11 protein-coding genes are annotated in these 11,794 nt (G+C 72.7%); 4 read left to right on the top strand and 7 right to left on the bottom strand.

The window, feature by feature from the left end:
- From ABZ646_RS27495 to ABZ646_RS27485, 3 genes are all read right to left on the bottom strand, one after another.
- Window positions 1-225, bottom strand: a 225-nt coding sequence (locus ABZ646_RS27495; RefSeq protein WP_360524237.1) for a hypothetical protein, incomplete at its 3' end; no start/stop codon positions are given.
- A gap of 293 nt (window positions 226-518) precedes the next feature.
- Window positions 519-1,652 (bottom strand): LCP family protein, encoded by a 1,134-nt coding sequence (locus ABZ646_RS27490; RefSeq protein WP_360524234.1) that lies wholly within the window; start codon window positions 1,650-1,652, stop codon window positions 519-521.
- A 101-nt stretch (window positions 1,653-1,753) separates the two neighbouring features.
- The gene (locus ABZ646_RS27485) at window positions 1,754-2,509 is read right to left on the bottom strand and encodes a TIGR03089 family protein (protein ID WP_360524231.1); all 756 of its coding nucleotides are present in this window, start codon (window positions 2,507-2,509) and stop codon (window positions 1,754-1,756) included.
- A gap of 129 nt (window positions 2,510-2,638) precedes the next feature.
- Between ABZ646_RS27485 and ABZ646_RS27480 the strand changes: the two genes are divergently transcribed.
- Together ABZ646_RS27480 and ABZ646_RS27475 are read left to right on the top strand one after the other, a co-directional pair.
- Window positions 2,639-3,991 (top strand): N-acetylmuramoyl-L-alanine amidase, encoded by a 1,353-nt coding sequence (locus tag ABZ646_RS27480; protein WP_360524228.1) that lies wholly within the window; start codon window positions 2,639-2,641, stop codon window positions 3,989-3,991.
- 159 nt (window positions 3,992-4,150) lie between these two features.
- Window positions 4,151-5,233: an NDP-sugar synthase gene (locus tag ABZ646_RS27475; RefSeq protein WP_360524225.1), complete on the top strand. Its 1,083-nt coding sequence runs from the start codon at window positions 4,151-4,153 to the stop codon at window positions 5,231-5,233.
- Window positions 5,234-5,366: 133 nt separating this feature from the next.
- Here the strand turns inward: ABZ646_RS27475 and ABZ646_RS27470 are convergent, their stop codons facing one another.
- From ABZ646_RS27470 to ABZ646_RS27455, 4 genes are all read right to left on the bottom strand, one after another.
- Window positions 5,367-6,380, bottom strand: coding sequence for a DNA-3-methyladenine glycosylase 2 family protein (locus tag ABZ646_RS27470; protein ID WP_360524222.1), 1,014 nt, complete (start codon window positions 6,378-6,380; stop codon window positions 5,367-5,369).
- A gap of 72 nt (window positions 6,381-6,452) precedes the next feature.
- Window positions 6,453-7,766, bottom strand: coding sequence for a coenzyme F420-0:L-glutamate ligase (locus ABZ646_RS27465; RefSeq protein ID WP_360524220.1), 1,314 nt, complete (start codon window positions 7,764-7,766; stop codon window positions 6,453-6,455).
- Window positions 7,763-8,722, bottom strand: coding sequence for a 2-phospho-L-lactate transferase (gene cofD / locus ABZ646_RS27460; RefSeq protein ID WP_360524218.1), 960 nt, complete (start codon window positions 8,720-8,722; stop codon window positions 7,763-7,765). The genes ABZ646_RS27465 and cofD overlap by 4 nt, the downstream gene beginning before the upstream one ends.
- A 33-nt stretch (window positions 8,723-8,755) precedes the next feature.
- A complete protein-coding gene (locus ABZ646_RS27455; RefSeq protein ID WP_360524215.1) occupies window positions 8,756-9,256 on the bottom strand; it encodes a cysteine dioxygenase family protein in 501 nt (166 codons plus the stop codon).
- Window positions 9,257-9,875: 619 nt separating this feature from the next.
- Here ABZ646_RS27455 and ABZ646_RS27450 point away from each other — a divergent pair.
- Together ABZ646_RS27450 and ABZ646_RS27445 are read left to right on the top strand one after the other, a co-directional pair.
- Window positions 9,876-10,139 carry a WhiB family transcriptional regulator gene (locus ABZ646_RS27450; RefSeq protein WP_003975777.1) on the top strand — a complete coding sequence of 88 codons (264 nt, stop codon included), beginning with the start codon at window positions 9,876-9,878 and terminating at the stop codon, window positions 10,137-10,139.
- A 182-nt stretch (window positions 10,140-10,321) separates the two neighbouring features.
- A partial coding sequence (locus tag ABZ646_RS27445; protein WP_360524212.1) for a glycosyltransferase family 2 protein occupies window positions 10,322-11,794 on the top strand: 1,473 nt, incomplete at its 3' end.

The following is an 11,794-nucleotide window of genomic DNA, read 5'->3' as shown; positions in this document are numbered from 1 at the left end:
GCGCAGGATGACGGCGAGCGGATCGTCCGGGCCGCCGGACTCGGGCTCGTCGTCAAAGCGTGTGGTCAAGCCTCGGGCGTCGTCCCGCTCGGGGCGGTGCGCGACGGGGTCGTCGCGGCCGACGGCCTGCGCGGTCCCGGTACCGCCGACTGCGGTACCGCCGACTGCGGTGCGGAAGGCGTCAGTCGCAGTTCGTATTCGCCGGTGTTCGGATTGAGCACCCACTGGTCTGCGGGGTCGATGTTGTCCGCCCGCCCACGGCCTTGCGCGTCCACGGTTGTCCGAATCCTCCGTCGGGGCCACGCGGCGCCTTCCCCCCTACCAAGGCGCTCGGTCACGTTGTGCAGTGCACGACCCCAGGACGGACCTCGTGGCCGGGTGCACCGGAACGCTCACACTATCCGCCCGGTTCGGCGACGAGTGACGCCAGTGACAAATTCCTCCTCCCTACAAGCGGGCAATCCCTCCCATTTAACTGACAACGAACGGCACGGAAGTTCGCCGCCTTGGCGAGTGCTTTACCCGCAACTGTCCTCGGCGGCGGTGTTCCCGCGAAATACGGGCGCCGGAGAGTTTCCGGGCTTCCCGCCCGAACCCCCGCCGTCCTCGGCGACCTTCACGGGCCGGTCGGCCCGCAGCAACGCGAACAGCGCGTCCGCCCGGCCCGCCACGAGCTGGTCGCGATCGGAGTCGTACACATACGGCTCCCGCGGCACGGTGAGGAACCGCACGTGCTCGGTGGGGATGCTCCGCAACCCGCGCACGAGCTGGTAGAGGCCGCGCAGACTGGCCAGTTCGGGGTCGGTGGTGAGCGCGGAGGTCGCCGCGACCAGCAGGGGGTAGAGCTTCGCCGGGTTCAGCAGCACGCCACCGCTCTGCACCTTGTCGACGAGCGCCCCCAGGAACTGCTGCTGCCGGTCCATCCGGTCGGTGTCGCTGCCGTCCCCCAGCGACTTGCGCGCCCGTACGTACCCCAGCGCCTGCTCACCGTCGAGCGTGACCCGCCCGGCGGGCAGCCGCAGCTTCGCCGCCTTGTCGTGGATCGGCCTCGTCAGGCACACCTGCACCCCGCCGACGGCGTCGACCACGCCCTTGAACCCGCTGAAGTCGACGACCGCGTAATGGTCGACCCGGATGTCCGTCAGCTTCTCGACGGTACGGACGGTGCAGGCCGAACCTCCCACCGCGAACGCCGCGTTGAACATCGTGAACGAGGGCTCGCTGCGCCGCCCGTCGCGCCGCAGGCACCCGGGCACGTGCACCATGAGGTCCCGGGGCAGCGACACCGCGGTGGCACTGCGCCGGCCGGCGGCCAGATGCAGCAGGATCGTGGTGTCGGACCGCTCGGTGCCCGAGTCCCTGCCGTAGCGGCGGTTCCCGTCGCCCGTGCGGGTGTCCGAACCGATCACCAGGATGTTCTGCGCGCCCCGCACCAGCTCGGTGGGCCGCTCCCGCTCGTACCGGGCGAGCTCGGCGGCGGCCGCCTCGTCGGCGGTGATGTTGTCACTGAGGCCGGCGTAGAGCGCCCAGCCGCCGCCGACGGCACCGAGGGTGAGCAGCCCCACGGCGAGCGCCGTACCCCGGAGCCAGAGCGAACGCCGCCGCCGGGCGAGCCCGGACCCGGTGGCGGATGCCCCTACGACGTCGGTCACTGTCCAACAGTGCCCCGGGACACGAGGCGAAGGCGGCGGCAGCTACGCCACTTGGGCGAGTGGTCCGCCCCGCTCCGGGGACGGGTTCCCGCGCGACGGCCTCAGCGGGCGGAAGCCGTGACCCGCTCGCTCTCGATCCGCTTCGCGATCCCTTCCGCACCCAACTCGTCCAGATGCCGGCACAGGACCACGGACCCCCCGACGGCCAGCGGCGCGTACAACCCCGCGCTCAGCCCCTCCCAGGTGTCGAACCCCAGCCCCGAGAGCATCCGGGACCCGGGTCCGGTCAGATCGAGCCCCGGCGCGTCCCCGACCGCCCGCTCCACCACCTCGGCGCCGCTCATCTCCGCACCGGCGACGATCAGCGCGGGCTCGTCCGGATCGACGGGCGAGAACGGTACGAACCGGTCCCCCTGACTCGGCACCTCGACGGCGTAGTCGACGAAACCCTCCGGCGTCCGCGGGAACCGCCCGCCGAGCGGCCGCAACGCGAGCGCGACCCGCTCCCCCCGGCACGCCCGGGCCGCCTCCAGCGCGTCCGGTCCGCTCACCACCACGTCGGCCGCCGCCGGCTCCCCGGCCACGTCGGCGATCACACCCACCGACGAACAGGCCAGCAACCACACGGCCGTCTGCCAGTGCGCGGGAAGCAACAGGGCCACCCGGTCGCCGGGCTGCGCCGCGAGATCGGTCTGCAACAGGTTCGCCGTCTTGGCCACCCAATTGGCGAAGGTGGCCACGGACAATTCGACGCGTTCGCCCGTCGCGTCGTCGTAGAAGGTCACCAGGGGGCGTCCGGGATCCGCGGCGAGCGCGGAACGCAGCAGGTCGGCAGGGGTGCGATCGGTGGCGTTCACCCGAGCAAGGGTACGTCGCGCCCGCCGCCCGCACCGGCCGCCGACGCCACCGGTTCGGCGCAACCGCATCCGACGGACCGTCACATCCGCAATAGACATATATGTCCTACTGTGTTCAACATCAGGGGCATGCGTGGATACCTGACTTCCTCGATCGGCATCACCTGCGCGGCGGCCCTCGCCCTTGCGCCGGCCGTCCTGAACACGCCGGCCGCGGCCGCGGCGCCCGCGGCGGTGCCGGTGCGGGACCCGTCGACAGGCACGACCGGCACGGCAGGCAGCACCCAGTCGCTGCCCCTCGCCCCCCGCACCCGCGAACGCGTCCTGGGTCAGGCCCCCGAACAGGGCGTGTACCGGCAGGACGTACGGCACTTCTCGCTCGTCGGCGTCGTCTGGGACAACCCCGGAACCCAACTGCACGGCTCGGTCCAGGTGCGCACCCGCTCCGCCGGCACCGGCACCTGGTCGGGCTGGCAGGACGTCGACACGCACAACGCCGACCACGGTGCCGACCCGGACACGGCGGAGGCCGAGTCCGGCCGGGTGCACGGCGCCACCGCACCCCTGTGGGTGGGCGACTCGGACGGCGTCGACCTCCGCGTGCGGGCCGAGGCCGACGAGGGTCCCGGCCCGCTCGGCAACGGCGGCCGCGACCTGCTCCCCGCCGGGCTGCGCCTCGAACTCGTCGACCCCGGCGCCGACTCCCCGCCCCAGGGCGCACCGGCCGACGGTCTGCCGACCGAGGACGACACGACGGCCGCCACCAACGCCGACCTCGCCCCCTTCGGCGCCACCGAGATCCCCGCGCTGGACCGCGAGGACACCGAACGCGAACTGCTGGAGCTGGACGGCGTCGACGTCCCGCGTGGGAAGCCGTACATCGGACCGCGTCCGGGGATCGTCACCCGCCGCGGCTGGCGCGCCGACGAGTCGCTGCGCGAGAAGGGGTTCGTGTACACGGGGAAGGTGAAGGCGGCCTTCGTCCACCACACCGACTCCGGCAACGGCTACAAGTGCTCGCAGGCCCCGTCCGTCATCCGCAGTATCTACCGCTACCACGTGGTGAGCATGGGCTGGCGGGACATCGGCTACAACTTCCTCGTCGACAAGTGCGGAACCATCTACGAGGGCCGTGCCGGGGGAGTGGCGAAGGCCGTCAAGGGCGCCCACACCCTGGGGTTCAACAGCAACAGCACGGGGATCGCCGTGATCGGCACGTTCGGCTCGCACAAGCCGCCCGCCGCTGCGGTGACCGCCATCGCCCGGCTCACCGCGTGGAAGCTCGGTCTCTACGGGGCCAATCCGAAGGGGAAGACATATCTGAGGTCCGGGGGTGGCAATCTCTACCCAAAGGGGAAGAACGTACGACTGAACGTGATCTCCGGTCATAGGGACGGGTATGCCACCGACTGTCCGGGAGCCAAGCTCTACGCCAGACTCGGGGCGGCGCGGACCAGCTCCGCGCACCTCCAGGGACGCTGAGCACGGGGCCCGCGTTCACGCCGTCGGGGCACTCGGGGGAAACCGCACACCCGGGCCGCGTGACACCGCGCGGCCGTCGAGGGCGCCGTCGCACGGTCTGCATACACTGGCCGGCCGACACCGAGTTCGGCCGGTCCCGGCAGGAAGCAGAGACGACAGGTGACAGAAGCGATCCTCCTGGTCGGCGGCAAAGGCACCCGGCTGCGCCCGCTCACGGTCCACACCCCGAAGCCGATGGTCCCGGCGGCCGGGGTGCCGTTCCTGACGCACCAGCTGGCCAGAGCCAGGGCGGCGGGCGTGGATCACATCGTCCTCGCGACCAGCTACCTCGCCGAGGTCTTCGAACCGTACTTCGGCGACGGCGCGGCGCTCGGCCTGCACATCGAGTACGTCACCGAGGAGGAACCGCTCGGCACCGGCGGCGCGATCCGCAACGTCGCCTCCCGGCTGCGCTCGGGCCCCGACGAACCGGTCCTGATCTTCAACGGCGACATCCTCACGGGCCTGGACATCCGCGCCCTGGTGGCCACGCACGAGTCGACGGGCGCGGACGTCTCCCTGCACCTGACGAAGGTGACGGACCCGCGCGCCTACGGCCTGGTCCCCACCGACGAAACGGGCCGGGTACTGGCGTTCCTGGAGAAGCCGCAGACGCCGGAGGAGATCGTCACCGACCAGATCAACGCGGGGGCGTACGTCTTCCGCCGCTCCGTCATCGACACGATCCCGCCCGGCCGCCCGGTGTCGGTGGAACGGGAGACCTTCCCGGAGCTCCTGGCCGCCGGCGCGCACCTGCAGGGCATGGTGGACTCGACCTACTGGCTGGACCTGGGCACACCGGCGGCCTTCGTCCGGGGCTCCGCGGACCTCGTCCTCGGCCGTGCCCCGTCCCCCGCGGTCCCCGGCCGCTGCGGCGACCGGCTGATCCTCCCCACGGCGCGGGTGGCGGCGGACGCGAAGCTGGCGGGCGGCACGGTGGTGGGCGAGGGCGCGTCGGTGGCGGAGGGCGTGCGGGTGTTCGGCTCCACGATCCTGCCGGGCGCCGTGATCGAACCCGGCGCGGTCATCACCGACTCCCTGATCGGCAACCACGCGCGCGTCGGCGAACGCTCGGTCCTCACCGGCACGGTCATCGGCGACGGCGCGGTGATCGGTGCCGACAACGAGCTGCGCGAGGGCGCCAGGGTGTGGTGCGACGCGACGATCCCGGCGGGTGCGGTGCGGTTCTCCTCGGACCAGTAGGCGCGGTGGCGGCAGGGGGCCGGCTCAGCGCCCCTTTCAGGCGCGCTGCCCAACCGTGTCCTTCACCCGGCGCGGGCGGCACCCTGCCGGGGCCGGTGGGCGTCCCCGCCCCCGGCCTGCGCCCATCCGCACCTCACCACCGGCTGATGTCCCCTCGCGGCATCTTCGGCGCCCGCCTCGCCGGGGTGTTCCCGCTCAGCAGGATCAGCCGGGCCGCCCGGTGCCGCTGGCCCGCGTACGGCTCGAGCAGCCGCAGCATCATCTCGTCGTCGGCATGCCGGTCCCCGGCCAGCGCCCACCCCACGATCCCCGGCAGATGCAGGTCCCCGACCGTCACCGCGTCCGCGGCCCCGTGACTGCGCTGCACGGTCTCCGCGGACGTCCAGGGCCCGATCCCCGGCACCACCTCCAGCCGCGCCCGCGCGGCCTCCGCCGCCATCCCCACGGCCTGCTCGAGCCGCGCCGCGACCCGTACCGCACGCAGGATCGTCGCGGCCCGTTTGTCGTCGACCCCGGCCTTGTGCCACTCCCAGGACGGGATCAGCGCCCAGGTCCGAGGCGCCGGCATCACCCACATCGGCCGCTCGCTCACCCCCGCGGGCCCCGGCGCACGCTCGCCGAACCCGCGCACCAGCGACCGCCAGGCCCGGTACGCCTCGTCGGTGGTGACCTTCTGCTCCAGGACCGACGGGATCAACGACTCGAGCACCAGCCCGGTCCGGGTCAGCCGCAGTCCCGGCCGCCGGTGCCGGGCAGCGGCGACCACCCGGTGCCGGGGCACGAACGGGGAGGGGTCGTCGGCGGCACCGAGCAGCTCGGGCAGCTGCTCCAGCAGCCACTCGGCACCGGGCCCCCAGGCCTCCCCGCGCACCTCACCGCCGTACGCCCGCACCCTCAGCGTCCCCGGTCCGGCAGGCGTGAGACTGGCCCGCCACACGGACCCGTCGGGCGTGGCCCGGAACGTCGGATCACCGGGCCCACGCCGCAACGGCCCGAGCACGAGCCCCAGATCGAGCGCCCCGTCCGGTTTCCACACCCGCACCCGCCCGGGCGCCACGGCCTGCCGAGGCACCCCCACAGCGGGCACGACGACCTGCCCACCCCGCACAGTCGTACGAGTGGGCCGCGGAGAGAACCGTCCAGCCACGAAAGATCCCGGATGTGTGAGATGACTGAGGTGATTATGGGCCTAAGCGCGGGCGCTCCGTCGGCACGGAACTCACCGCACCTCGATGAAGTCCCCCACCTCCCGAGGCGCCCGCTGCCGCGGCTCCTCCGCGGCGCGCCCCACCGCGACCGCCCCCATCGGATCCCACGCCTGCGGCAGCCCCAGCACCTCCCGCACCACGTCCCGGCAGAACATCGTCGACGACACCCACGCCGACCCCAGCTGCTCCCCGGCCAGCGCGACCAGGAGGTTCTGTACGCCCGCCCCGGCGGCGACCACGAACATCTCCCGCTCGGCGGCGTCCCGCCGCGGGTCCCCGTACGTGTGGGACCCGTCCGTCACCAGACAGGGCACGACGAGATACGGCGCGTTGCGCAGCACGTCCCCCCGCCGCACCCGCTTCGCGATCGACTCCTCCGACTTGCCGTCCTTGCGCAGGTCGGCGATCCAGGCGTCCCGCATGGCGTCCAGCAACCGGGTCCGGGCCCCGGCCGACTCGAGGAGCACGAACCGCCACGGTGTCGTGTGATGCGGCGCCGGCGCGGTCACGGCGGCGGCGACCGCCCGTCGTACCGCACCGGGGTCGACGGGCTCGTCGGTGAACGCCCGCACGGTCCGTCGCAGCGTGACCGCTTCGCGGACCGCCTCGGAGGTGCCGAGCCGGAACATGTCACTGGCCGCGTCCCGCACCAGCGCCCGCGCGTCGTCCCCGTCCTCGCCGGCGTCGGTCACGACGTGGGCGAGACCCCGCACCACGGCGACCGGCATCCCCGTCGCCTTGCCCTTCACCAGATCACCGGCGGCGGCCAGTTCGTCGGCCGTGGCGACGACCGTGGCGACCAGCGGATTGCCGTACGCGTCCACACCCCCGCGCAGATCGTCCAGGACGCGCACCCCGGCGGCGCCGATGGTGACGTCCGTGAGTCCCGATCGCCAGGGCCGCCCGGAGGTGTCCGTGACGAGAACCCCGACATTGACGCCCAGCGCGTCCCGCAGCCCCGCGCGCACGGCACGGGCCGAGGCGTCGGGGTCCTCGGGCAGCAACAGCACGGTCCCGGCGGGGGTGTTGGAGGCGTCCACACCGGCCGCGGCCATCACCAGACCCTGCCGGTTCTCCACGATCCGCAGGGTGCCGCGGCGGGCCACCACCCGCACGGTCTCGGCGTCGATCGCCGCCTCCCGGTCGGTCGCCTCGACGCTCCGCCCCTCGGCCTTGGACACGATCTTGGACGTCACGATCACCACGTCCCCGTCGGCCAGCCCGGGCCCGGTCGCGGCGATCAGCTTGGCCAGGTCGTCGCCCGGCTGGACCTCGGGGATCCCGGCCAGCGCCCACACCCGGTATCCGGGCACCGCGTCACTCATGCCCCGCGCACCTCCTCGGCCAGCGCCAGCGCCTCCCGCGCCATCTGGGCGGCCGCGTCCAGATCGGTCATCATCAGCGGTACGGCCCGGCAGCGGATGCCGGCCGCCTCGACCCGCCCGACGCTGCCGGCGTCCACGGTGTCGACGAGCCAGCCGTCCAGCAGCCCCGAGCCGTAGTGCTCGGCGACCGCCGCCGCCGTCGACTCCACTCCGACGGCCGCGAGCACCTTGTCGGCCATCCCGCGCACCGGCGCGTCCCCGACGATGGGGGAGAGGCCCACCACCGGCACCCCGGCGTTCGCGATCGCCTCGCGCACGCCCGGCACGGCGAGGATGGTGCCGACGGAGACCACCGGGTTGGACGGCGGGAAGAGGATCACGTCGGCCTCGGCGAGGGCCTCCAGCACGCCGGGCGCCGGCTTGGCCTGCTCGGCGCCGACCGGGACGACCGCGTGGGCGGGCACCGACGCCCGCAGCCGTACCCAGTACTCCTGGAAGTGGACCGCCTTGCGCTCGCCGTCGACCTCCACGGCGACATGGGTCTCGACCCGGTCGTCGGTCATCGGGATCAGCTTCACGCCCGGCTTCCAGCGGTCGCACAGCGCCTCGGTCACCGCGCTCAGCGGATAGCCGGCGCCCAGCATCTGGGTGCGCACGATGTGCGTCGCGAAGTCCCGGTCACCGAGCCCGAACCAGTCGGGCCCCACCCCGTAGGCGGCGAGCTCCTCCTTGAGGTGGAAGGTCTCGTCGGCGCGCCCCCAGCCCTGTTCCTCGTTGATGCCGCCGCCGAGGGTGTACATCACCGTGTCGAGGTCGGGGCACACCTTCAGCCCGAAGAGGTGGATGTCGTCCCCGGTGTTGCCGATGACGGTCACCTCGGCGTCCGGCACGGCCTGCTTGAGACCGCGCAGGAACCGGGCACCGCCGATACCGCCTGCCAGAACCACAATGCGCATGCGCCAAGTCTTGCAGGCTGGTCCGACAACGCGTCACACAGCCGCCGGACGGGCCTCGCAAGCGGCACCGGCACTCGGGTGCATCGGCATCTCGGTCAGGCCCGGGTAGTAGACGTGCAGGCTCACCGCGGGCTCCAGCGCGCCGTTCAGCACCTCGTGCGCGTACCCCGGAGCGAAGACCCGTTGTGCGCCGGCGGCCAGCGCGCGCGTGCCGCGCTCGGTGCGTTCCGTGAGGGTGCCCTCCAGGACGGTCAGCACACCGGCCGAGCGGCCGTGGTCGTGCAGTCCGCTGCCCTGTCCGGGCACCCAGGACAGCAGCCACACCTCGTAGCCGGGGCCGGTGCGCAGCCGGTGGTACCAGCGGCTGGTCGCGTCGTACTCGACGAGGTGCTCCCACTGCGCGCGGTCGGCGGCGATCGCGCGGGCCAGGCCGACGAACTCGGCCACGGTGGCCGGGTGCTCGCGCGGGGGCTGGAGCAGGTGCTGGACCTCGAGGATGTCGCCGGCGATCTGGAGGTCGTTGTCGCTGTTCATGGGGTGCGGTGGTTCCTCAGTGAAGGAGGTCAGAGGGGAACGTGAAGCGAGAACCGGGCCCCGGGGGCCCGGTCCGCAGCTGGAGCGGCCTGGGTACGGCTACGGCTCAACAGCTGGAACAGCAACAGCTACAGCGAGCGCGGGCAGCACCGTGGGACCCGGCGGTGCGGGTCGAGGTGAGTGCCAAGTTCGCGAGCATGCCCACAAGGACAGCGGTTCACACCTCCCGTGTCAACTCGACGCCCGGTATGTGGGACATGTTTCACCTCATCCGGTTCACCTCGCTGCCGAAAGGTTTGCTCAGTGGGTACCCGGGACACATGGCGCACAACCGGCCGCGCGAGCCACTGCGGAACGCGATCGAACATCTGGGCGTCCTTCTCCGTACAGCCTCTGTATGGGGTCGGAGGCCCGCGGACGGGCCCCTTTTGCATGTCAAGGTTTATGCCGATTTGAACACTTTCCGCACGGCCTTGGTTCCGCAGAGTGAATAACGGGCCCAATAGCAGATCTCGGCTTGACTCGCCCGGAGCAGCACACTTGTAATTTCACTCGTGTCGTTCAGCCGACATCGGTGACGGCCAGGCACGGGGACGCGAAAGACAGACGAGGGGCGCACATGACCGAGCTGGTGCAGCAACTGCTGGTCGACGACGCGGACGAGGAACTCGGCTGGCAGGAGCGCGCGCTGTGCGCCCAGACCGACCCCGAGTCCTTCTTCCCCGAGAAGGGCGGCTCCACCAGAGAGGCCAAGAAGGTCTGCCTCGCCTGCGAGGTGCGCTCCGAATGCCTCGAGTACGCCCTCGCCAACGACGAGCGGTTCGGCATCTGGGGCGGACTCTCCGAACGGGAGCGCCGCCGCCTCAAGAAGGCCGCCGTCTGACCGGACGTGCACCGGACGTACACCTCTGAGCTGCGCGAACGGCCCGTCCCCCGTGGGTTGTCCACAGGCGGCGGGCCGTCGACATGACCAGCCGATAGTGTGGGCGCTCGTCCGAGACGCCTCGCCGCCACCAGCGGGCGCAGGAGTCCACCGCAGTCCATCGAACCGGGGCCCGTACCTCGATGTCCGTGCACAGTCACACGGCAGCCCAAGCGTCGGCTGCTCCAGCGGGGTTTGACCCGACCCGCCCGCCCGAGTTCCCGCGTCACGTGGTGACCGCGGTCCTCGTCTCCCACGACGGTGCCCGCTGGCTCCCCGACGCGCTCGCCGGGCTGCTCGGCCAGGAGCGCCCCGTCCAGTACGCGGTCGCGGCCGACACCGGCAGCTCGGACGACTCCGCCCAGCTGCTCACCGAGTCCCTCGGTGACGCCAACGTCGTGCACCTCGCCCGGCGCACCGGCTTCGGCCAGGCCGTCGAGGAGGCGGGCCGCACCGCGCCCGTCCTCACCCCGGACGAGCTGCCGTACCTGAAGCGCCCCAGCGGCTGGGACCCGGTCACCCGGCAGTGGCGCGACGACGCCTACGACATGCCCGAACTGCCCTACGGCGAACCGGTCCAGTGGCTGTGGCTGCTCCACGACGACTGCGCCCCCGAACCCGACGCCCTCGCCCAGCTGCTGCGGGTCGTCGACAACGAGCTGGAGCTGGGCCGCGACGACGTGGCGGTCGTCGGCCCCAAGCTGCGCGGCTGGTACGACCGCAGGCAGCTGCTGGAGGTCGGCGTCACCATCGCCAACTCCGGCCGCCGCTGGACCGGCCTGGACCGCCGCGAGCAGGACCAGGGCCAGCACGACCACGTCCGGCCCGTGCTGTCCGTCTCCACCGCCGGCATGCTGATCCGCCGCGACGTCTTCGAGGAACTCGGCGGCTTCGACCGCCGACTGCCCCTGATGCGCGACGACGTCGACCTGTGCTGGCGCGCGCACAACGCGGGACACCGCGTCCTGGTCGCCCCCGAAGCCGTCGTACGGCACGCCGAGGCCGCCTCCCGCGAGCGCCGCGCCGTCGACTGCGCGGGCCGCACCACCGCCTCCCCGCACAAGGTCGACAAGGCCGGCGCGGTCTACACCCTGCTCGTCAACGCCCGTACCGCCGCGCTGCCCTGGCTGCTGGTGCGGCTGGTCCTCGGCACCCTGCTGCGCACGGTCGCCTATCTCGTCGGCAAGGTCCCCGGACAGGCCATCGACGAGATCCGCGGCCTGCTCGGCACCCTGCTGCGACCCGAGCGGATCATCGCCGGACGGGGCCGGCGCGGCCCCTCCCGGCTCGACAAGGGCGAGCTGCGCGCGCTGTTCCCGCCGCCCGGCGCCACCGTCCGGGCCACCGTCGAACAGGTCGCGGGCAACTTCTTCGGCGCCGACGACGAGATCTCCGCGGCCGGCCGGCACGGCGGCGCCGTCGAGTCCGGGCCCGGCGGCGACGACGCCGACTTCCTGGAGATCGAGCAGTTCGCCCGCCTCAAGCGCATCGCCCGCAAACCGGGCCCGGTGCTCTTCCTCGCGCTGCTCCTGGTCTCGCTGGCCGCCTGCCGCGCCCTGCTCGGCAGCGGCGCGCTCGCGGGCGGCGCCCTGCTGCCCGCCCCGCCCGCCGAGGGC

The organism is Streptomyces sp. NPDC007162 (assembly GCF_040634175.1).
In the GTDB taxonomy this organism is placed as follows: Bacteria; Actinomycetota; Actinomycetes; order Streptomycetales; family Streptomycetaceae; genus Streptomyces.
Note: the sequence above shows the minus strand (reverse complement) of the source record. Positions and strands in the feature narration are given on the sequence as shown.

What these genes read in the sequence shown, in the direction of transcription:
- cofD (WP_360524218.1), bottom strand. Translation starts at nt 8,722, where the DNA reads ATGCGCATTGTGGTTCTGGCAGGCGGTATCGGCGGTGCCCGGTTCCTG.
- ABZ646_RS27450 (WP_003975777.1), top strand. Translation starts at nt 9,876, where the DNA reads ATGACCGAGCTGGTGCAGCAACTGCTGGTCGACGACGCGGACGAGGAA.
- ABZ646_RS27465 (WP_360524220.1), bottom strand. Translation starts at nt 7,766, where the DNA reads ATGAGTGACGCGGTGCCCGGATACCGGGTGTGGGCGCTGGCCGGGATC.
- ABZ646_RS27480 (WP_360524228.1), top strand. Translation starts at nt 2,639, where the DNA reads ATGCGTGGATACCTGACTTCCTCGATCGGCATCACCTGCGCGGCGGCC.
- ABZ646_RS27455 (WP_360524215.1), bottom strand. Translation starts at nt 9,256, where the DNA reads ATGAACAGCGACAACGACCTCCAGATCGCCGGCGACATCCTCGAGGTC.